Source organism: Streptomyces sp. NPDC002776, assembly GCF_053592195.1.
The window spans coordinates 772,326-792,281 of record NZ_JBSFVG010000001.1 but is presented as its reverse complement, the minus strand read 5'-3'; the positions used below and the strand labels follow the sequence as shown (position 1 = coordinate 792,281).

General features: G+C 70.6%; 19 protein-coding genes. 10 read left to right on the top strand and 9 right to left on the bottom strand.

The features are described 5' to 3' along the window. The first annotated feature begins 9 nt into the window (after positions 1-9). Positions 10-654, top strand: coding sequence for a TetR/AcrR family transcriptional regulator (locus ACWD11_RS03740; protein ID WP_389415541.1), 645 nt, complete (start codon positions 10-12; stop codon positions 652-654). Here ACWD11_RS03740 and ACWD11_RS03735 read toward each other — a convergent pair. After that, complete coding sequence (locus ACWD11_RS03735; RefSeq protein WP_389415540.1) at positions 647-1,435, bottom strand: MaoC family dehydratase; 789 nt, start codon at positions 1,433-1,435, stop codon at positions 647-649. The two genes, ACWD11_RS03740 and ACWD11_RS03735, sit on opposite strands and share 8 nt — an antisense overlap. A gap of 253 nt (positions 1,436-1,688) precedes the next feature. Here ACWD11_RS03735 and ACWD11_RS03730 point away from each other — a divergent pair, with 253 nt between their 5' ends. Further along, positions 1,689-3,620 (top strand): AMP-dependent synthetase/ligase, encoded by a 1,932-nt coding sequence (locus ACWD11_RS03730; RefSeq protein ID WP_389415539.1) that lies wholly within the window; start codon positions 1,689-1,691, stop codon positions 3,618-3,620. On the opposite strand, the gene ACWD11_RS03725 is transcribed toward ACWD11_RS03730, so the two are convergent. Together ACWD11_RS03725 and ACWD11_RS03720 are read right to left on the bottom strand one after the other, a co-directional pair. Continuing rightward, positions 3,621-3,812 (bottom strand): DUF397 domain-containing protein, encoded by a 192-nt coding sequence (locus ACWD11_RS03725; protein ID WP_389415538.1) that lies wholly within the window; start codon positions 3,810-3,812, stop codon positions 3,621-3,623. It lies immediately after the preceding gene. Further along, on the bottom strand, positions 3,809-4,663 hold the full coding sequence (locus ACWD11_RS03720; protein WP_451281148.1) for a helix-turn-helix domain-containing protein: 855 nt from the start codon (positions 4,661-4,663) through the stop codon (positions 3,809-3,811). The genes ACWD11_RS03725 and ACWD11_RS03720 overlap by 4 nt, the downstream gene beginning before the upstream one ends. A 115-nt stretch (positions 4,664-4,778) precedes the next feature. Between ACWD11_RS03720 and ACWD11_RS03715 the strand changes: the two genes are divergently transcribed. Further along, positions 4,779-5,201, top strand: a complete 423-nt coding sequence (locus ACWD11_RS03715) for an ATP-binding protein (RefSeq protein ID WP_389415537.1) — start codon at positions 4,779-4,781, stop codon at positions 5,199-5,201. Between the two features lie 10 nt (positions 5,202-5,211). On the opposite strand, the gene ACWD11_RS03710 is transcribed toward ACWD11_RS03715, so the two are convergent. Next, positions 5,212-5,952: a helix-turn-helix domain-containing protein gene (locus tag ACWD11_RS03710; protein ID WP_389415536.1), complete on the bottom strand. Its 741-nt coding sequence runs from the start codon at positions 5,950-5,952 to the stop codon at positions 5,212-5,214. Between the two features lie 244 nt (positions 5,953-6,196). Between ACWD11_RS03710 and ACWD11_RS03705 the strand changes: the two genes are divergently transcribed. From ACWD11_RS03705 to ACWD11_RS03695, 3 genes are read left to right on the top strand one after another with little or no spacing between them, the layout of a single operon-like run. Continuing rightward, positions 6,197-6,868: a DUF4097 family beta strand repeat-containing protein gene (locus ACWD11_RS03705; RefSeq protein ID WP_451281045.1), complete on the top strand. Its 672-nt coding sequence runs from the start codon at positions 6,197-6,199 to the stop codon at positions 6,866-6,868. 29 nt (positions 6,869-6,897) lie between these two features. Then, positions 6,898-7,857, top strand: coding sequence for an ATP-binding cassette domain-containing protein (locus ACWD11_RS03700; RefSeq protein WP_389415534.1), 960 nt, complete (start codon positions 6,898-6,900; stop codon positions 7,855-7,857). Next, positions 7,854-8,645 (top strand): ABC transporter permease, encoded by a 792-nt coding sequence (locus ACWD11_RS03695; protein WP_389415533.1) that lies wholly within the window; start codon positions 7,854-7,856, stop codon positions 8,643-8,645. Before ACWD11_RS03700 ends, ACWD11_RS03695 begins: the two co-directional genes overlap by 4 nt. A 160-nt stretch (positions 8,646-8,805) precedes the next feature. Here ACWD11_RS03695 and ACWD11_RS03690 read toward each other — a convergent pair whose 3' ends face one another. Both ACWD11_RS03690 and ACWD11_RS03685 read right to left on the bottom strand, forming a co-directional pair. After that, positions 8,806-9,120, bottom strand: a complete 315-nt coding sequence (locus ACWD11_RS03690) for an AzlD domain-containing protein (RefSeq protein ID WP_389415532.1) — start codon at positions 9,118-9,120, stop codon at positions 8,806-8,808. After that, complete coding sequence (locus ACWD11_RS03685) at positions 9,117-9,812, bottom strand: AzlC family ABC transporter permease (RefSeq protein WP_389415531.1); 696 nt, start codon at positions 9,810-9,812, stop codon at positions 9,117-9,119. Before ACWD11_RS03685 ends, ACWD11_RS03690 begins: the two co-directional genes overlap by 4 nt. Before the next feature lie 69 nt (positions 9,813-9,881). Between ACWD11_RS03685 and ACWD11_RS03680 the strand changes: the two genes are divergently transcribed. Continuing rightward, complete coding sequence (locus ACWD11_RS03680) at positions 9,882-10,448, top strand: helix-turn-helix domain-containing protein (protein ID WP_389415650.1); 567 nt, start codon at positions 9,882-9,884, stop codon at positions 10,446-10,448. 93 nt (positions 10,449-10,541) lie between these two features. On the opposite strand, the gene ACWD11_RS03675 is transcribed toward ACWD11_RS03680, so the two are convergent. Next, a complete protein-coding gene (locus tag ACWD11_RS03675; RefSeq protein ID WP_003992177.1) occupies positions 10,542-10,745 on the bottom strand; it encodes a cold-shock protein in 204 nt (67 codons plus the stop codon). Positions 10,746-11,029: 284 nt separating this feature from the next. Here ACWD11_RS03675 and ACWD11_RS03670 point away from each other — a divergent pair, with 284 nt between their 5' ends. Together ACWD11_RS03670 and ACWD11_RS03665 are read left to right on the top strand one after the other, a co-directional pair. Beyond that, entirely contained in the window at positions 11,030-11,878 is an 849-nt protein-coding gene (locus tag ACWD11_RS03670; RefSeq protein ID WP_451281042.1) for a menaquinone biosynthetic enzyme MqnA/MqnD family protein, read from the top strand. Positions 11,879-11,925: 47 nt separating this feature from the next. Further along, on the top strand, positions 11,926-13,704 hold the full coding sequence (locus ACWD11_RS03665; RefSeq protein ID WP_451281040.1) for a protein kinase domain-containing protein: 1,779 nt from the start codon (positions 11,926-11,928) through the stop codon (positions 13,702-13,704). A 7-nt stretch (positions 13,705-13,711) separates the two neighbouring features. On the opposite strand, the gene ACWD11_RS03660 is transcribed toward ACWD11_RS03665, so the two are convergent. After that, complete coding sequence (locus ACWD11_RS03660; protein WP_451281038.1) at positions 13,712-18,409, bottom strand: FtsK/SpoIIIE domain-containing protein; 4,698 nt, start codon at positions 18,407-18,409, stop codon at positions 13,712-13,714. A 343-nt stretch (positions 18,410-18,752) separates the two neighbouring features. Here ACWD11_RS03660 and ACWD11_RS03655 point away from each other — a divergent pair, with 343 nt between their 5' ends. Next, entirely contained in the window at positions 18,753-19,055 is a 303-nt protein-coding gene (locus ACWD11_RS03655; RefSeq protein ID WP_186287136.1) for a WXG100 family type VII secretion target, read from the top strand. A gap of 57 nt (positions 19,056-19,112) precedes the next feature. Here ACWD11_RS03655 and ACWD11_RS03650 read toward each other — a convergent pair whose 3' ends face one another. Then, positions 19,113-19,751, bottom strand: coding sequence for a hypothetical protein (locus tag ACWD11_RS03650; RefSeq protein ID WP_451281036.1), 639 nt, complete (start codon positions 19,749-19,751; stop codon positions 19,113-19,115). Positions 19,752-19,956: the final 205 nt, after the last annotated feature.

The following is a 19,956-nucleotide window of genomic DNA, read 5'->3' as shown; positions in this document are numbered from 1 at the left end:
CTTGGCCCCATGGGTGCAGTCAAGTCCAAGCGAATGCCGCGTGCGGTCCGTGAACAGCAGATGCTGGACGCCGCCGTACGGACCTTCGGGCGCCGCGGATACATGGCCGCCTCGATGGACGAGATCGCCGAACTCGCCGGTGTCTCCAAACCGTTGGTCTACCTGTACCTGAACTCCAAGGAAGACCTCTTCACCGCCTGCATCCGCCGCGAGGCGCAGGCGCTCACCGCCGCCGTGCGGGCCGGCGTCGAGACCGACGCGCCCGCCGACCGCCAACTCTGGGACGGACTGCGGGCGTTCTTCACGCACACCGCCCGCCACCCGGACGGCTGGGCGGTGCTGCACCTCCAAGCCCGCACCCACGGCGACGCGTTCGCCGCCGAGGCGACCGCTATGCGCGAGGAGATCGTCGCGTTCGTCACCCAGCTGATCCTCGCCGCCGCCCGCGCCGCCCACCGCGACCCGGACCTCCCCGAGGACGAGGTCGCCGGACTCGCCGAGGCCCTGGTCGGCGCCGCCGAGTCGCTCGCCGACTGGGCCAACGCCACCCCGGGCGTCACCGCCCGCCAGGCCGCCGCCACCCTGATGAACTTCGCCTGGGCGGGACTCGGCAACATGATGGACGCCCGCCCCTGGGTCCCGCCGGTCAGCTGACCGTCCCCGCCAGGTGCACGCGGCCCTCGCCGCCGCGCACTTCGAACCGCCCCGGCTCCGCCCCGTACGTCACCGTCCCAGGCAGCGGCACCGGCGCCCGGAACTCCGCGGTGACCCGGGCCGCCGGGGGAGCCCCGTAGGCAGCCAGGCAGCGCGCCACCGTCCACATCCCGTGCGCGATGGGCCGGGGGAAGCCGAACGGCCGGGCGGTGAGCGGGTGGAGGTGGATGGGGTTGCGGTCGCCGGAGACCGCGGCGTACCGCCGTCCGAGGTCCGCGCCGAGCCGCCAGTCGGCGACGGCGGGCAGCGGCGGCCGTTCCTCGCGCGCTGCGGCACGCGTGTCCGTCCGGTGCCGCGCGAGATAGGTGCTGCGCGACTCCCATACGGCGGCCCCGCCGGCCCTGAATTCCGTCATCACCGTCGCCTCGGTGCCGCGCCGGTGCGGGGCCAGTCCGTCGACGTACACGGTGAGTTCGTACTCCTCCAGGGCCGCGAGCCGCTCCCGCTGGGTGATCTCGATCGAGGTGTGCACGAGTCCCAGCAGCGGCAGCGGGAAGTCCCGTCCGCTCATCAGCCGCAGGGCCGACGGGAAGCCCAGCACATGCGGGTAGGTGAGCGGCAGGGCGTCCTCGCCGGTGGCGAAGCCGCACACCCGCTCGTAGGCGGCGAGCCGCGCGAGGTCGACGCGCACGCCCGGCAGGACCAGCCGGCCGCGCGGGAAGTCGGCGTCGGCGCGGGGCCGTTTGAAGGGCGAGCGCAGGGCACCGAGAACGACGGTCATGGCGGCTTCCACCTTGCTTCCCCTCGTGCGGGCTGCTTACTTCGGAGTAAGGTTACCGGAGGTAAGCGCGTCTGTACGCCCCGAACCGGAGTGACCCTCACGTAACCCCCGAGGATGCACAGCCCCGCCCCCGAGCCCTCCCCGAACCCGCACAGCCCCCACACGTCAGCCCCGTACGATCTCCTTCCTAACCGGCGGAAACCCCTTTCCGCACGCAGGGAGCCGTCCGCGAACGCCGTGCCAGGAGCCGCCCGTGTCCACGCCACTGCCTTCCTTCGCCGCGTCCGCCGCCTTCGACGACGCCCCCGCCCCCACCCTCGTGGAGCCGGAGACACGGCGGCTGGACGGAGTCGTCCGGGAGGCGTACGTACCGCCCTTCGCGCCGCCCGTCTCGCACGGCTCACTGGGCGACCTGCCGTTCGACAACGCCCTCGCGGTGCCGGACAAGGTGCTGCTCAGCCGCAAGACGGGGGACGGCAGTTGGGCCGACGTGACGGCTACGCGGTTCGCCGCGCAGGTGCTCGCCGTGGCCAAGGGGCTGATCGCCGAAGGGCTGATGCCGGGCGACCGGATCGCGGTCATGGCGCGCACGACGTACGAGTGGACACTGCTCGACTTCGCCGCCTGGGCCGCGGGCCTGGTGACCGTGCCCATCTATCCGACCTCCTCCGTCTTCCAGACCCGCTGGATCCTCCAGGACTCCGGCGCCGTCGCCCTGGTCACCGAGACCGTCGCACAGGCCGCCGCCCTCGGCCCCGAGCGCGAACGCCTCCCCGACCTGCAGCACTTGTGGGTGATGGAGAAGGGCCATGTCGAGCGGCTCGCGGAAGCCGGTGCCCCGATACCGGACCAGGAGGTCGAGGTGCGCCGGGGCATGCTCGGCCCGAGCACCCTGGCTACCCTGATCTACACCTCCGGCACCACCGGCCGCCCCAAGGGCTGCGCGCTCACCCACGGCAACTTCTTCGCCGAGGTCGACAACGCCATCGAACTGCTCTACCCCGTCTTCAAGTCCAGATCCACCGAGGACATCTCGGTCCTGCTCTTCCTGCCGATGTCCCATGTCTTCGGCCGCATGGTGGCGGTGGCCTGCGTCCGCGCCCGGGTACGCCTCGGCCACGCGCCGAGCCTCCAGTCCGAGGACCTGCTCGCGGACCTCGCCGCCTTCCGCCCGACCTGCCTGCTCGCCATCCCCTACATGCTGGAGAAGGTCTTCAACTCCGCCCGCGCCAAGGCGGAAGAGGGCGGCCGGCTCACCATGTTCGACCGGGCCGCCGCCGTCGCGGGCCGCTACGGCGAGGCCATGGAGGCCAAGCAGCACGGCACCGGCTCGGGTCCGGGCCGCGCCCTGAGCATGGCCCGCTCCTTCTACGACCCGCTCGTCTACCGCCGGATCCGCAACGCCATGGGCGGCCGGGTCCGCCACGCGATCTGCGGTGGCTCCCCGCTCGGGCGCCGCCTCGCCGCGTTCTACGCCGGTGCGGGCATCGAGATCTACGAGGGCTACGGCCTGACCGAGACGACCGCCGCCGCCACCGTCACCCCGCCCCTCAAGCCCCGCCTCGGCACGGTGGGCTGGCCGCTGCCCGGCACCCGGGTCCGGATCGCCGCCGACGGCGAGATCCTGATCTCCGGCGAGCAAGTGCTGCGCGGCTACTGGGACCCGGCCGCCGGGGGAGTGGTCCCGGCCGCGGTGGACGGCTGGCTCGCCACCGGTGACATCGGCGAACTGGACGACGAGGGCTATCTGACCATCACCGGCCGCAAGAAGGAGCTGCTGATCACGGCCGGCGGCAAGAGCGTGGCCCCGGCACCGCTGGAGAACTGGCTCCGCTCCCACCCGCTCATCTCGCAGGCCATGGTCCTCGGCGACCGCCGCCCCTACGTCACCGCCCTGATCACCCTCGACACCGACGGCGTCAACCACTGGCGCCGGATGAACGGCCGCCACCCGGTACCGGTCGAACTCCTCGTCGACGACCAGGAGTTGCGGGCCGTCGTGCAGCGGGCGGTGAACGAGGCGAACAAGCTGGTCTCGCGCCCCGAGTCGATCCGCCGGTTCGCGATCCTGCCCAGGGACTTCTCGGAGTTCACCGGCCACCTCACCCCGTCGATGAAGCTGCGCCGGGCGGCGGTCATGCGGGACTTCGCGGCCGAGATCGAGGCGCTGTACGAGCGCCCCTGATCATCGCGGGTTCCCTCCGGGGGAGGCGAGGAAGGCGGACCAGGCGGTGGGGGTGAGGGTCAGCCGGGGGCCGGAGGGGTTCTTGGAGTCGCGGAGGTGGATGGTGGAGGGGGTCACGGCGACCTCCAGGCACTGTCCACCTTCGCCGTCGCTGTAGCTCGACTTGAACCAGTTCAACTTCTCTATGGTCATCGCTCTTCCAGCATCTTCTCGATCAGGTCCAGGGACTCGTCCGGGGTGAGAGCCTGAGCCCGGATGATCCCATAACGGGCCGCGAGGATGCGCACCTCTTCTCGGTCGGTAATCAGACGCGGGTATCCCTGGACCTCCATGTACGCCACCTGTTCCCTCCCCTTGGGGATCAGCAGCGTGAACGAGCCTCCCAGGCTGGGGTGTTCGTGTCGGCCTGTCGGCATCACTTGAAGCTGCACGTTGCGCAGGCGCCCGATGCGCAGTAACTGCCGAAGCTGCCCGGAGTGCACCGAGGACCCGCCGATCGGCCGTTCCAGCACGGCCTGCTCGATGACGAAGCTGCACTCCGGCGGCGGCCACTTTTCGAAGAGCTGCTGCCTGGAGAGCCGGTCGGCTACCCGCTTCTCGATCGTCTCCTCGTCCAGCGGCGGGTGCCGTTGCGTGAACACGGTCCGCGCGTAGTCCTCCGTCTGAAGCAGCCCCAGGACGCCCATCGTGCTGTAGTCGTACAGCGAGACGGCCTCCGCCTCCAGCCCGGCGTAGTTGCGATACCACTCCGGGTGCCGCGTCCGGACCCTGGACATCGCCTCCCTGACCTCCGGAATAACCTCCTTCAACAAGCCCCCGGCGTCCAGGATTTCGTCGGCCTTCTCCAGAAGATCCGGCTGTGGCGTCCGTACGCCCCGCTCGATCGCCGAGATCGCGTCCGGCCCGTACCCCACCAGCGCCCCGAACTCCTTCTGCGTCAGCCCTTTCCGCTCCCGCAGCAGTCGGAGCATCTTGCCCACGGCCGTGAACAACCCCGTCGTTCCGTCCGCCTCCGCCGGTGTCTCAGGACCCCGTTTGCTCACGTCCGCACCCTCTCTCACGACAACCCGCACACCGCACTCAGCGCAGTCGTACAGATACCCAGCGTCGTCCCGTTCCTCCTGGTCAGGGTAGAGAGAACCCGCCACTCTCGGTGACGTGAACGCCGAAATCACCACCCCCACTGCTGAACTGGCCCAGCGCATCAGCGCCACTCCGCGCGGCGCCCGGCTGGCCCGGCACCTGACCACCCAGCAACTGGCCCTGTGGGGTTACGCCCCGGACGGCGAGGTCAGCGACACCGCGCAGCACCTGGTCGCGGAGCTGGCCGCCAACGCCGTGACGCACGGCCGCGTGCCCGGCCGCGCCTTCGAACTGCGGCTGCTCCTGCTCCCGGAGGGCACTCTCCGTATCGAGGTGAGCGATGCGCGGGGCGACCGGAAACTGCGGTACGTGACGGAGGCCGACGGCGAGGGCGGCCGGGGCCTGATCCTGGTGACGCTGCTGGCGACGGCCTGGGGCGTGGCGGAACGGGACGTCGGAAAGACGGTGTGGGCGGAGATCGGTCCGGGCCCGAAGTAAGGCTCGCCTACTAGGAGTTGGCGTCGTCCGACGCCGGTGCGGGCGGCTCCGCATACAGTATGTCGCGGGCCTGTTCCGCGGCGCGGGCGATGCTCTCGCCGACGAAGTCGACGAAGCGGGCGATGTTCTCCAGGCGGACTGCGGCCGGGGTGTCGGCGCCGAGGATGCCGACACCCTGCCGTGCGGTCTTGGCGAGGTCGAAGCTGGCGCGGGCGCTGGCCATCATGGACTGGAACCAGACGTCGTTGTCGACGACGTAGCGCTCGCGGCGGCGTTCGTCGCGCTCCCGCCGGAGGAGCCCCTGGTTCTCCAGGAACGCCACCGACTTGGAGACGGACGCCGGGCTGACGTCGAGGCGCTGGACCAGTTCGGCGGCGGTGAGGCTGCCCGCGTCGGTGGTGAAGAGGCAGGTCAGCACCCGGGACATCATCTTGGGCAGGCCCTGTGCCATGAGGAGGGTGGTGAACGCCTCCTCGTACTCCCGCACCGCCTCGGGATCGCGTCCGTAGGCCGGTGCGGGCGCCTTCGGGTCCCGGGGGGCGGCCTGCTTGCGGCGGTGGGCGCGCTGTTCGGTGGCGCGGTGGGCCAGGTCGGCGCGGTAGCCGGTGGGGCCGCCGTTGCGCATGACCTCGCGGGTGACGGTCGAGGTCGGGCGGTCCAGGCGCCGGGCGATCTCCGCGTAGGCGAGGCCGTCGGCCAGTCCCAGCGCGATCTGCTGACGTTCCTGCTGGGTGAGCCTGCCTCCGGGCATCGCTGTCTCCTTCGTGGGTCCTGATGCGGTCAGCATAGCGTTCATTTCCTAGCCATTGCAACGGTTGGGATGGCGGGTGTTGCGTTAGTTTCAGTTCCGTTGCAACGATTTCAAGCCTGTGGCCTGCTGTTACTGGGTTTATGTGCAACGAAGGCGTTGCCAAAATCTCGAACGCAACGTAGCTTTCCATCAACAGAAACGACGGGCGGACGGAATGCCCGCCACCTGAACCAGGAGAGCCACCATGCAGACCTTCACCACCCCCGCCGCCATCACCGCCGTCCTGGACATCCCCGCCGGACGCATCCAGATCATCGCCAGCGACCGCACCGACACCACCGTCGACATCCGCCCCGCCGGCGCCACCAAGAAGCACGACATCAAGGCCGCCGAGCAGGTCCAAGTCGCCTACGAGGACGGCGTCCTGCGCATCACCGCCCCCGAGGCCACCCACCGGCTCCTGGGCAACACCGGCTCCGTCGAGGTCACCGTCCAGCTCCCGGCCGGCTCCCACGTCCAGGCCAAGGCCGACGCCGCCGAACTGCGCGGCGTCGGACGCCTCGGAGACGTCGACTTCGACGGCGGCTACCGCTCGGTCAAGCTCGACGAGACCGCCGGCGCCCGCCTCACCGCCCACGACGCCACCATCACCGTCGGCCGCCTCACGGGCCCCGCCGACATCACCACCCAGCGCGGCGACATCCACATCACCGAAGCCACCCACGGCACCGTCACCCTGACCACCCAGCACGGCGACATCGAAGTCGGCGCCGCCCCCGGCGTATCCGCCTCCCTCGACGCGGGCACCGGCTACGGCCGCGTCCACAACTCCCTGAAGAACAGCGAGGGTTCCGCCGCGCCCCTCGCCCTCCACGCCACCACCACCCACGGCGACATCACCGCCCGCAGCCTCTGAGCCACCGAGCCTTCGAAGGAGCCCTTCTCATGACCAACCTGGCGATCGCGGCGGACGGACTGCGGAAGTCCTACGGCGACAAGACGGTCCTCGACGGGATCGACCTGGCCGTACCGGAAGGCACGGTCTTCGCCCTGCTCGGGCCGAACGGTGCGGGCAAGACCACGGCCGTGAAGATCCTCTCCACCCTGATCTCGGCGGACGGCGGCCGGGCGAGCGTCGCCGGGCACGATCTCGCCACCGAGGCCCAGGCGGTACGGGCCGCCATCGGGGTCACCGGTCAGTTCTCCGCCGTGGACGGGCTGATCACCGGCGAGGAGAACATGCTCCTCATGGCGGACCTGCACCATCTGTCCCGCAGCGAGGGCAGGCGGGTGACGGCCGAACTGCTGGAGCGGTTCGACCTGGTGGAGGCCGCGAAGAAGCCGGCCTCGACCTACTCCGGCGGTATGAAGCGCCGCCTGGACATCGCGATGACGCTGGTCGGCAGCCCGCGGATCATCTTCCTGGACGAGCCGACCACGGGGCTGGACCCCCGTTCACGGCACACCATGTGGCAGATCATCCGGGAGTTGGTCACGGGCGGGGTCACGGTTTTCCTCACCACGCAGTACCTGGAGGAGGCGGACGAACTCGCCGACCGGATCGCGGTGCTGAACGACGGGGGGATCGCGGCGGAGGGAAGCGCCGACGAACTGAAGCGGCTGGTCCCCGGCGGGCACGTACGGCTCCGCTTCACCGACCCGGCCGCCTACCGGGCCGCAGCGTCCGCGCTGCACGAGACGACGCGGGACGACGAGGCGCTGGCGCTGCAGATCGCCAGCGGCGGAAGCCAGCGCGAACTGCGCGCCATCCTCGACTGGCTCGACGCGGCGGACGTGGAGGCCGACGAGCTGACCGTGCACACCCCTGACCTCGACGACGTGTTCTTCGCCCTGACCGGCGGCGCCGCGACCGTCCCCAACCAGCCGAAGGAGAACGTCCGATGAGCTCTGTGTCCCTCGCCGTGCGCGACTGCTCCACGATGCTGCGCCGCAACCTGCTGCACGCCCGGCGCTACCCGTCGATGACCCTGAACCTGCTGCTGACGCCGATCATGCTGTTGCTGCTCTTCGTGTACATCTTCGGCGACACGATGAGCGCGGGCATCGGGGGCGGGGGGCCGGACCGGGCCGCGTACATCGCCTTCGTGGTGCCGGGGCTGGTGCTGATGACCATCGGCAGCACCACGATCGGCACGGCGGTCTCCGTCTCCAACGACATGACCGAGGGCATCATCGCCCGCTTCCGGACCATGGCGATCCACCGGGGGTCGGTGATCATCGGCCATGTGATCGGCAGTGTGCTCCAGGCCGTGGCCAGCGTGGTCCTGGTCGGGTTGGTGGCGGTGGCGATCGGCTTCCGCTCCACCGACGCGACGGTGGTGGAGTGGCTGGCGGCGTTCGGACTCGTCGTCCTGTTCGCCACGGCACTGACCTGGATCGCGGTGGGCATGGGGCTGGTCAGCCCGAACGCGGAGGCGGCGAGCAACAACGCCATGCCGCTGATCCTGCTGCCGCTGCTCTCCAGCACGTTCGTTCCGCTGGACGCGATGCCGGGCTGGTTCCAGCCGATCGCCGAGTACCAGCCCTTCACCCCGGCCATCGAAACTCTCCGAGGCCTCCTGCTGGGCACGGAAATCGGCATCAACGGCTGGCTGACCCTGGCCTGGTGCACAGCCCTGACGGCCCTCGGCTACCGCTGGTCCACGGCCCGCTTCAACGCGGACCCCAAGTAACCGACACCCCCACGGCGCCCCCTCCCCAAAGGAGCGGGGCGCCGCCCCATACCCCGCCCAGCTGCGGGCAGTCGTGCCGCTGGGGCGGCACGGGTGGGCGCAGCGGCCCCCCGCCAGCGCGGGGGAGCGTGCCCACCCCCACCTCGACCCCGACCGACGGTCACGGCACCCCCAGCCAGCGCAACCCCGCCGCCACGGCCGCCGCTCCCAGGACCACCACCGCGAACGGGGCCCGGCGCCAAGCCAGTACACCTCCGGCCAGCACCCCCGCCGGACGGGCCCAGCCCGCGAAGTCCCCGCCCTCCGTCAAGGCGCCCGTCGCCATCAGCGCCACCAACAGCACCACCGCCCCGCCCGCCAACAACTCCCGCACCCGCCCCGACAACTCCACCCGCCCATGCAGCACAGGCCCCGCCAGCCGAAACGCGTACGTCCCCACCGCCAGCACCAGGATCAAGCCCACCGTCGCACTCACGCCGAACCGACCTTCCGCCCGCGCCCGTACAGTGCCAGCCCCACCAGCGCCAACAGCACCGGCACCCCCGCCGGAACCACCGACGACACCGCCAGAGCCACCCCCGCCCCCACCACCGCACACCGCCGCACCCGCGCATCCCCCCGCAGCACAGGCAGCACCAGAGCCACCAGCACCGCCGGGAACGCGGCGTCCAGCCCGTACACCGCCGTATCCCCGAGCGCCGTACCCGCCACCGCCCCCGCCAGCACCCCCACGTTCCACACCACGAACAACCCCACCCCGGAGACCCAGAAGGCCGCCCGCCGCCGCCCCGGATCCGGCTGCGCCAGCGCGAAGGCCACCGTCTCGTCGGTCACCAGATGCGCCCCGAGGAAGCGGGAGAACCGGCCGCCGCTCGCCAGGACGTCCGCCACCGCCAGACTGAAGGCCGCCGTACGGGTGTTCAGCAGCAACCCCGTCGCCGCCGCCGCGAGCGGCCCACCCCCCGCCAGCAACACCCCCACCGCACTGAACTGCGCGGACCCGGCGTACACCACCACCGACATCACCACCGGCACCCACACCGGAAGCCCGCCCGCCACGGAGATCGCCCCGAAGGACACCCCCACCACCCCACTGGCCACCCACACCAGCGAGGCGTCCCGGACCAACTCACGGGACCCACTCACCGTTCGCCACACCGTACGCATGTTCACTACGATGGACAGCAGACCCCTCGTCCGTCAAGGCGAACGATCGTACCGATGGAGCGAACGCAGATGGCCGACACCCCGCCCCCACGGCTCCCCCTGGACTGGATCGCCGCCTCCCTGCGCAGGGAACGCACTCGCGCCGGCCTCTCCCTCTCCGAACTCGCCAAGCGCGCCGGCATCGCGAAATCCACGCTCTCCCAGCTGGAGGCGGGCAGCGGAAACCCGAGCGTGGAAACCCTGTGGGCGCTCGGCGTCGCACTCGGCGTGCCGTTCAGCGCCCTGGTGGAACCCCCTGCCCCGTCCGTCCAGGTCATCCGCGCCGGTCAGGGCCCGACCGTCGCCTCGGAGAAGGCCGCGTACGCCGCCACCCTGCTCTCCGCCAGCCCACCCGGCGCCCGCCGCGACATCTACCACCTGCGCGCCGAACCGGGCCCGCCCCGGGAGTCGGAGCCGCACATCCCGGGCTCGGTCGAACACCTGATCGTGAGCACCGGCAGGATGAAGGCAGGCCCCGCGGGCGAGGAGGTCGAACTGGCCCCCGGCGACTACATGTCGTACCGCGGAGACGTCCCCCACTCCTACGAGGCCCTCGCCCCCGGCACGACGTTCGTCCTGGTCATGCAGCACGTGTAGCGGGGCCCCGGAAAAAGGCAGGAGCCCCGACGCCTGACGGCGCGGGGCTCCTTGGGTACTGCTCTCAGGTCCGGATCAGAGGCGGGAATCGCCTCAGACGGGGGTGACGTTCTCCGCCTGCGGGCCCTTCGGGCCCTGGGTCACGTCGAAGGAGACCTGCTGGTTCTCCTCCAGCGAACGGAAGCCGCTCGCATTGATCGCGGAGTAGTGGACGAAGACGTCGGGGCCGCCGCCCTCCTGGGCGATGAAGCCAAAGCCCTTTTCGGCGTTGAACCACTTAACGGTTCCGGTAGCCATAAGCCCTCCTTGGGCCCAAAGGGTTGCCCTGCTCCAGAACCTGCAAGTGTGAGAGCAAATGCCTGCACTGCATACTTCTGAAAACGACTAGAGCCTGCGGTTACATGCTCCGCAGGCTCTGTACTGCAAGGGAAACCAAACTGCAACTTGCGGCGAGCCTAGCACGCGGGCAGCCGAAAGCAATAGAGGTCAAGATCACGTCACCCGAACGTTTGAAGGGCCGAAAACCGCTTGACGTCGGGGCCGAAGTCTGGAGCGTACCCCAGAGGGTCTAGCCTCGCGATGTGGACAATTCTCGCACCCGGCCGCGCGTCGGCCACATCCAGTTCCTGAACTGCCTGCCCCTGTACTGGGGGCTCGCGAGAACGGGCACGCTCCTCGACTTCGAGCTCACGAAGGACACCCCGGAGAAGCTCAGCGAGCAGCTGGTGCAGGGAGACCTCGACATCGGGCCCATCACCCTGGTCGAGTTCCTCAAGAACGCCGACGACCTGGTCGCCTTCCCCGACATCGCTGTCGGCTGCGACGGACCGGTGATGTCGTGCGTGATCGTTTCGCAGGTCCCGCTGGAGAAGCTGGACGGCGCCCGGGTCGCCCTCGGTTCGACCTCGCGCACCTCGGTCCGGCTCGCGCAACTGCTGCTGGCCGAGCGCTACGGCGTACAGCCCGACTACTACACCTGCCCGCCCGACCTCAGCCTGATGATGCAGGAGGCGGACGCGGCCGTACTGATCGGCGACGCGGCCCTGCGCGCCAACCTGCACGACGGTCCGCGCTTCGGCCTCGACGTGCACGACCTCGGCGCGCTGTGGAAGGAGTGGACCGGCCTGCCGTTCGTCTTCGCCGTCTGGGCCGCCCGCCGCGACTACCTCGAGCGCGAGCCGCTGATCACCCGCAAGGTCCACGAGGCGTTCCTCGCCTCCCGCAACCTCTCCCTGGAAGAGGTCGGCAAGGTCGCCGAACAGGCGGCCCGCTGGGAGGCCTTCGACGAGCGGATCCTGGAGCGGTACTTCACCACCCTCGACTTCCGCTTCGGCGCCCCTCAGCTGCAGGCGGTCGCCGAGTTCGCCCGCCGCGTCGGCCCCAGCACCGGCTTCCCCGCCGACGTGAAGGTGGAACTGCTCCAGCCCTGAGGCCGTAACCTGCTGGGAGTTCTACGGGGGAGGGGGAGGGGGACGCCATGCAGCCGCTCGGAGTCGATGAACCCAGCGTCGTGGGGCCCTACCGGCTGCTCGGCCGGCTCGGCTCCGGCGGGATGGGACGCGTCTACCTGGGGCGCAGCGCGGGCGGCCGGACCGTCGCCGTCAAGATCGTGCACCCGCACTTCGCGCTGGACGAGGAGTTCCGCGCCCGCTTCCGCCGCGAGGTCGAGGCCGCCCGCCGGGTCGGCGGCGCCTGGACGGCCCCCGTCCTGGACGCGGACCCGGAGGCGCCGGTCCCCTGGGTCGCCACGGTGTACGCGGCGGGCCCCTCCCTGACGGCGGCGGTCGCGGACACCGGCGCCCTGCCCACCCACACCGTGCGCGTCCTGGGAGCGGGGCTCGCGGAGGCGCTGGCCACCGTGCACGAGCTGGGCCTGGTGCACCGGGACGTCAAGCCCTCCAACGTCCTGCTCACCGTCGACGGCCCCACCCTGATCGACTTCGGCATCGCCCGCGCCATCGACGGCACCGCCTCCCTCACCTCCACCGGCGTCTCCATCGGCTCCCCCGGCTACATGGCGCCCGAGCAGATCCTCGGCAAGAACGTCACCGGCGCGGCGGACGTCTTCTCCCTGGGCGCGGTGCTGGCGTACGCGGCGACGGGGGAACAGCCCTTCCCCGGCGACTCCTCGGCGGCGCTGCTCTACCGGGTCGTGCACGAGGAGCCCGAACTCGGCTCGCTGGAGGGTGAGTTGCGGGAGGTGGTGGAGGCGTGCCTGGACAAGAACCCCGCGGGCCGTCCCACCCCGGACGAGCTGGCCCGGCGGCTGGCTCCGCAGGGCGCGGCGCGGCTGGTGGCGTCCGGGTGGCTGCCCGGGGTGCTGGTCGAGCGGGTCAGCCGCAGCGCGGTGCAGGTGCTGAACCTGGAGGCGACGGGCGGGGGCGAGAGTGGGGGTGGTGGGGGCGGGGTCTCGGGGCCGGTGGCGTTCAGCAGTCCCGCCGTGGGGGAGATCAGCAGCCCCGGTGTGGGGGCGTTCGGCAGTCCTGCCGTGGGGGAGTTCGGGCCGCCCCCGGTCATGCCTGGTTCTGCGATGCCTGCCTCTGCGATGCCTGCCTCTGTGACGCCTGCCTCTGTGACGCCTGCCTCTGTGACGCCTGCCGGTTCGACGCCTTCCGTCGCGGTGCCCGAGCCGCGGGACGCCGAGCCCGGCACCACGCCACGGCCCGGCAAGCTGTCGGTCTCCGTCGCGGCGACCTCGGTGCCGGGCGACGGCGGCCGGGGACGCCGTATGAGCTGCACGGTCGCGCTGGCCGTCGCCGGCGCGCTGGCCGCCGTGACGGTCGGGTCGGTGTTCGTGCTCGACCTGCTCCCCGGCAACTCCCCGGACGACTCCGGCGGTTCGGACGCCGGCTCGTCCTACTCCCAGGCACCACCCGGCGCCTCCGGCTCCGCGTCGGCCGCCCCCGACGCCCTGACGGCCTACCTCGGCACCTGGGAGGGCCAGGGCGTCGCCCTCAACGGCAAGCTCCCCCTCGGCGCCTTCCGGCTCACCGTGCACCGGGCCGAGCCGGGCGAGGAGCTGGGCGAACTCCGCCAGACGGATGTGCTCGGCGGCGTCTGCAACGACGTACTGACCCTGAAGAGCGTCAGCGCCAAGCGGCTCGTGGCGACCTCCGTGGGCGCCGAGTCCAACCACAAGGGCTGCAACCCGGCGCCGACGACGGTCACCCTCACCCCGGTCGGCGACGACCTCGACTACGCCTCGGACAGCGAGGAATCGGGGAAGCCGACGGCACGGCTGTCGAAGACCGGGTGACCGGCCCTCACCCGGGGATCACCACCGTGCGCAGCTCGCCGTCGCCCAGGTGCAGCATGCCCTTGCCCGGCACCGCGGGCCCGCCGACCATCCCGCGGTTCAGGCGGAAGCCGATCAGATCCCCGCTGGAGGACTCCTGCGGGGAGAGCAGGATGCCGCGCCGGGCCTTCTTGGCGTCGACCTGCCAGCCGGAGAAGCCGCTGCACACGTCCTCCTCGTCACCGGCGATGACGAGCGCCAGCCCGCGTTCGGCACCACGCGAGACGATCTTCTTCATCTGGCTCGCGGCGTCGCAGTCCTCCAGGATCTCGCCGTCGTCGATCAGGACGACCACCGGGTTCTCCACCGACGGCTCCGCACCGTCGATGAGCTCCTCGAACTCGTCCTCGTCGATGTCGTCACCGGTGAAGACCTTCAGCACGCCCTCCACACCGTCCAGTTGGCGGACCGGCGACTGACGCGGCGCGGCGACCACGAGCCGCGCGCCCTGCTTCAGGAACGACTGCGCGAAGTTCATCAGGACCGTCGAGCGACCGGACTTCGCCGGGCCCGCGATGACGAACGACGGCACGCCCTGCGCGAGATCGGGGCCAAAGCCGACGATCTCGTCGCCGCCGATACCGGCCAGCGCGTACAGCTTGGAGCCCGAGACGTCCGGGTCGCGCAGCTCCCACGCCTCGGGGAAGGAGATCCGGCTCGGCAGGCTGTCCACCCGGAACGGCCGCCGAGCGCGCGGCACTTCGGTGTCGCGGGCGGTCGCCGCCTCGCCGATCGCCGCCAGCGCCGCCGCCTGCCCCTGTCCGGTGGTGTCCTCGGCGAGCAGCGCGAACTGCGTCTCCGTACCGGCCTCGTTCCTGAAGGCGCGGCCCGGCGGGATCTCCTCGGGCACCTTGCGCGCCGGGATGCCGAGCGTGGAGAAGTCGCTGCGGTCGGCCAGCCGCAGACCGTACTTGTCCTCGGTGAGCGTGGCGATACGGCCCACCAGCAGCGTCCGGTCACCGGTGAGGACCAGATGGATGCCGACGCTGGCGCCCTCGCGCATCATCGTCTGCAGGTCGTCGGTCAGCGCCCCGTGATCGACCTCGCCGAGCGTGGGCACCCAGCCCTCCCAGCGGTCCAGCAGCACGACGATGTGCGGCAGCCGCTCGTCCTCCGCCACCGCGGCCCGCTGCTCACCGATGTCGGCGAAGCCCTTGTCCGCCAACACGCCCTGGCGGCGGTCCATTTCGCCCTTGAGCCGGTTGACGAGCCGCACCACCCGCTCGGTCTGGTTACGGCTGACGACCGCCCCACAGTGCGGCAGCCGGGTCAGCGCGTTCAGCGCGCCGTTGCCGCAGTCGATGCCGTACAGGTGCACATCGGCCACCGAGTGCGTACGGGCGATCGAACCCGCGATGGTCCGCAGCACCTGCGAACGGCCGCTGCGCGGCGCACCGCCGATCATCAGATGCCCGAAGCTCGCGAAGTCCACGGCGACCGGGCGGCGGGCCTGGAGCGCGGGCAGGTCCTCGACGCCGTACACCGCGGGCGGCAGCTTGCCGGCGGCCGGGGTGAAGGCCGGTGCCGGGATCGCGTCCAGCAGCAGCGTCTCGTCGAGGGCGGGCAGCCAGGGGCTGTGCTGCGGAGGGATGCCCAGCGACTGATTGGCCCGGCGGATCTCGTCCACGAGCACCTTGAGGTCGGTGATCTCCTCGTCCTCGCGCGACTGGGCCTTCGGCTTGGTCAGCGCCGCCCGCCCCAGGTCCTCCCAGGTCAGCGGCGACACCCACGGCATGAGGACCGCGGGATCCGCGGCGCCGGGGCGGCGGCCACCCACCCGGCCCGACTGGAACGGCACCAGGGAGGCGTGCCCGAGCCGGACGTACGCCCGGCCCGGCGTGCTTTTGGAGATGTGCCCGGCCTCGGGGGAGTCGATGACGTCGGTCGACTCGCCGCCGTCCGTCACGCGCAGCGCGATACGGAGGTTGGTGTTGGCCCGGATCTCGGGCGACACGACACCCGAGGGCCGCTGCGTGGCGAGGAGGAGGTGGATGCCGAGGGACCGGCCTCGCTGGGCGATGTTGACCAGACCGGTGACGAAGTCCGGCAGGTCGCGCACCATCGAGGCGAACTCGTCGATGACGATGAGGAGTCGGGGCACGGGCTTGTGGGACGGATCCCTGCGCACCAGATCCTGATAGTCCTCGATGTCCTTGGCATCGGCATGGGCGAGGATGTGCTCACGCCGGTGCAGCTCGGCACCCAGCGACTCCAGCGCCCGCTCCACGAGATGGGCGTCGAGGTCGGTCACCATGCCGACGGTGTGCGGGAGATGGACACAGTCCTTGAACGCCGCGCCACCCTTGTAGTCGACGAGCACGAAGGTCATGTTCTCGGGCGTGTTCGCCACGGCCAGGGCCGCGACGATGGTCTGCAGCAGCTCCGACTTGCCCGAACCGGTCGTACCGGCGATGAGGCCGTGCGGCCCGTCCTTGCGGATGTCGATGCCGAAGGGACCGTCGTACGACTCACCGATGACGGCGAGCGTCGACTGCCCGCCCATCCGCCACCGCGCCACGATGGCGTCGCTGGTCGGCGGCTCCAGCTGCAGGACGTCGAGCAGCCGGCTGGAACCGGGCAGCGCCGAGTCCTCCGTCTCCCCGCTGATGTCCCGCAGCGAGGACAGGGACCGGGCGAGCCGCAGACACCAGGCGGCGGAGACGAAGTCGGGCCGTACGTCCTTGCGCCGCTCGGCCCCCGCCTCCTCGACCCGCAGCCGCAGCTTGTCGGGCTGCTGGGCGCCGGGCCCGCCGGGCTCGGGGGCGCTTTGATGCCACGCCTGGAAGGACGGGAACCCCCCCGCGGGCTGGGCCGCCTGCTGGACGCCTTCCTGCCGCTGCCGGCCCTCCTCGGCCTTCGGCTCCGCTACGACGAACGCCTGGCACTCGCCGGGCAGGAACCGCTCCTCGGCGTCGAGGCAGAGGGCGTACATGGACACGGACGGCCCCTCGCGCAGCAGCCGTACGACACCCGGCAGCGACCGCAACCGCCGTGACCCGTCCCATACGACGACGATGTCCGGGTCGGTGAACGTGCTGCCCTGGCTCCGGTTCTGCTCGGCGGCCTTCTTGCGCGCGTCGAGGATCTGCGTCAGCTCACCGATCCGGGCGCCGACGGTCTCGGCGTCGGTGCCGATGAGCACGTTGACGTCCTGGCCGCCGGACGGCCTGGAGTGCGGCAGCCAGCGCATCCAGTCCCAGCTGTCCTGGGCGGAGTGCTCGGACAGGACGTAGAACTGCACGTCCATCGGGCTGTGCAGGGCGGCAAACTGGGCGACGGCCCAACGCCCCATCGCCCGCGCGGAGTCGCCGGGCCCGGCCATGCCGATGACCCCGAGGCCGCGCAGGTTCAGCGCCACGGGCGCGTCCTCGATGGTCCAGGTGACCTCGCGCTTGTGGTCGTCCTGCTCCGGGTCGTCGAGCACGACCTCGGACGGCAACTGCCCGGTGCCGACGCGGAGAAGAAGGTGATCGCGGTCGGTGCGCCGCCGCTCCCAGAGCCGGGTGCGGGGCCCGGTCCCCAGCGACAGGACCGTCGCCGGATCGGGAATGGCCTGGCGCCGGTCGTCGCGCTCGGCGACGAGGGCGTCCTGGGCGTCCTGCTCGATCCGCGCCTTCTGCTCCTCGTACTCCTTGACCTGCTTCGCGTGCGACTTCCGGCCGTGCTTCTTGTCGTTGTAGTAGTTCGCGAAGAGGAGGAAGGGGCTGAGCGCCGCCATGATCAGGTAGTACCAGCGCTGGAAGATCAGCACGGCGACGACGGCGCCGACGAGCGGCGTCAGCGCCATGAGCCAGGGCAGCGGCCGGGCTTCGTACTCACGCGGCGGCGACGGCAGCCGGAACCGGGTCTGCCGCTCCGGGGGCCGCAGGCGCGGGGGCCGGTTGTAGTCGAGGCCGACGCCGTCCTCGGACCACTTCAGGGCGGCGTTGGGAGGGGAGTAACGGGCCAGTTCGATCAGGGAGTTACCGATGGCGATCTGAGAGCCGAGCTGCCATAGGTCGGGATCGAGGTCGGGGGGAGGAGTGACGGCGGAAGCATCCGCGCCGGTGGGGCGACCCCGCTTCTCCTTTTCCTTCTTCTCCCTCTTCCTTCTCTTCTTCCCCTTCTCGCCGGCCTTGTCGTCCTTGGGGTTGAGGATGTCGTCGATGGGGGTGCCGTCGAGGGAGACGCCGTCGGTCTCGCCGTGGACCTTGAACCGGCAGGTGCCGTCGGTGGCGACGGAGAGGGTGAGGGCGCGGGCGTCGAGTTCGGGGTCGTCGATACGGATGTGACTGGCCGGCCCGCTGCCGATGTCGTACCGCCCGACACCGAGCCGGTGCACGTACCCGGCGACGGGCCCGCCGACGATGCGCAGCTCGACGAGCCCGGTGGGTTCCCCGGGCAGACACCCGGACGGGTCCTGGAGACTGACGACGGCACCTTCGCGCAGGGGCGAGTTGAGGACGGTGGCGGAGGGATCGACGGCGTATCCGTCGACGTAGAGAAGGGGAGCGCTGCCGTTGATGGGGTGTTGCTGCCCGATGGGGATGACTTGAGCCCCGCTGTGCCCGACCTGCCTGGCCAGTTCCTGGGCGATGTCCCCCATGGTGGACTCAGGATCGGCATCGAGCACGACGTCGGCGGTGCCCCCGCCGAACGGGTCGACGACGGTCAGAGTCAGGCGCACGTCTCTTGTCCTCCCCGGTGCCCCTGTGGCCGCTTCCGCAACGCCGGCCACAGTTGGAAGCGACGATATCCGCTGGGCGCGGAGCGGCGACAGCGGGAGGGGGAGGTCGCCGGTTCCGTCTTCCCGATGGCAACGAAGTGCGGGAGTTGTTGTGACGGGGCCATGACGGCTTGTTCACAAAGCCGGGATGTGACACCTCAGGCCTCACCCGTAAGCTGCTGCCTCAAGAGCGGACGATCACACCGGCTGTCGCACAGGAGTTGGGGCCGGTCGGTCACTGTCGGACCGCAAACAGGGAGCCACGGGGGTTGGCCCTGCGGCGTTGTGGAGAGGGAGCGGCTTCATGGCCAAGGACCTTGATGTCACATATCAGGACATGCGGGATGCTGCCAAGCATGTCGTGAAGGAGAAGGAGCGGCTCCAGGAGAAGCTCGACGGCCTGAAGAAGTACATCAACAACCTGGTCGAGTCGGGCTACGTCACGAAGAGCTCCTCCAAGGCCTTCGACGAGAACTTCACGGAGTTCGTGCAGGGTTCCAAGGACACGCTGGACGGTCTGGACGGCATGGGGGACTACCTGACCATGGCGGCGGACAAGTTCGAGCAGATCGACGACGAGCTGGCTAAGCAGGCTCGGGGTAAGTGAGTTCTGGTGCGGTGGGGCGCTCGGGCGCCCCGTCGCACCGTTTTTGTAATGAGGGGGTCAGAGCGCGGCAGACGGTGCGCGCTCCCCGTCGTCGAGTGTGCCCGGGGTCTTCAGGGCAGCGGTCGACCGCCGCCGGTTGTAGTAGGCCACGGCGATCCAGATCGCCAGCGTGATGACCACAAGGGTGGAGAGCAAGCCGACGGCCCAAAGCCAGGGGTAGCTGCTGAAAACCCAACTGGGCGGGCCATCATTCCCTTTGGCCCTGTCGCCGTCGTCATGCGCGCTGTAGACGAGGGCAGTGCAGGGCGCCAGTGCGGCCGCGGCAGCGATGCCCGCACCCGTATTGATGAGGGTGCGCCACGGGTGCAGCCGCCATGACTTCCACTGCGTGGCGCACAGGCAGTAGAAGGAGAGCGCCGCGAGACACGGTCCGATTACGCCCAGGAATGCTGCGAAGCTGTAAGCCCCACCGAGCCATGCGTCGGCCGCCCACTGCCAGGCGTCTTCGGCCCAGAACATGTCGAGGGCGACCAGCACTACGGCGGCACCGGTGACAGCGAGGAAGATGAGACAGCCGAAGACGACGTCTCCCGTCTTCTTCGCCTTGCCTGACGAACTCGGCCTTCTCGGCTGCCGTTCATACCGCAGTGCGGGCGCGGCGGCTCTGCGGCGTCGGGGTTTGGTGGAACGGCCCATGCGTGGTCTGTCTCCCTGGAGGCCGGGCGGAGGCGAGGCAGCTTGGATCGGTTCGGCTATCGAGATGTCCACCAGTGACGCATGATTCCAAGGCCCATTGCAGTCAACAGTAAGCCTAGTACGGTGAATCGTCCTAGTGATGTGGTGGCCAAGAGCCACCCGCCACCGAAAGTGCACATGACTCCGCCACAGCACATCAAGGCCC

Coding starts and splice junctions, on each gene's coding strand:
- ACWD11_RS03740 (WP_389415541.1), top strand. CDS start 10: ATGGGTGCAGTCAAGTCCAAGCGAATGCCGCGTGCGGTCCGTGAACAG.
- ACWD11_RS03710 (WP_389415536.1), bottom strand. CDS start 5,952: ATGCCCGGAGGCAGGCTCACCCAGCAGGAACGTCAGCAGATCGCGCTG.
- ACWD11_RS03705 (WP_451281045.1), top strand. CDS start 6,197: ATGCAGACCTTCACCACCCCCGCCGCCATCACCGCCGTCCTGGACATC.
- ACWD11_RS03685 (WP_389415531.1), bottom strand. CDS start 9,812: ATGCGTACGGTGTGGCGAACGGTGAGTGGGTCCCGTGAGTTGGTCCGG.
- ACWD11_RS03700 (WP_389415534.1), top strand. CDS start 6,898: ATGACCAACCTGGCGATCGCGGCGGACGGACTGCGGAAGTCCTACGGC.
- ACWD11_RS03675 (WP_003992177.1), bottom strand. CDS start 10,745: ATGGCTACCGGAACCGTTAAGTGGTTCAACGCCGAAAAGGGCTTTGGC.
- ACWD11_RS03665 (WP_451281040.1), top strand. CDS start 11,926: ATGCAGCCGCTCGGAGTCGATGAACCCAGCGTCGTGGGGCCCTACCGG.
- ACWD11_RS03735 (WP_389415540.1), bottom strand. CDS start 1,435: ATGACCGTCGTTCTCGGTGCCCTGCGCTCGCCCTTCAAACGGCCCCGC.
- ACWD11_RS03655 (WP_186287136.1), top strand. CDS start 18,753: ATGGCCAAGGACCTTGATGTCACATATCAGGACATGCGGGATGCTGCC.
- ACWD11_RS03680 (WP_389415650.1), top strand. CDS start 9,882: ATGGCCGACACCCCGCCCCCACGGCTCCCCCTGGACTGGATCGCCGCC.
- ACWD11_RS03650 (WP_451281036.1), bottom strand. CDS start 19,751: ATGGGCCGTTCCACCAAACCCCGACGCCGCAGAGCCGCCGCGCCCGCA.
- ACWD11_RS03725 (WP_389415538.1), bottom strand. CDS start 3,812: ATGACCATAGAGAAGTTGAACTGGTTCAAGTCGAGCTACAGCGACGGC.
- ACWD11_RS03695 (WP_389415533.1), top strand. CDS start 7,854: ATGAGCTCTGTGTCCCTCGCCGTGCGCGACTGCTCCACGATGCTGCGC.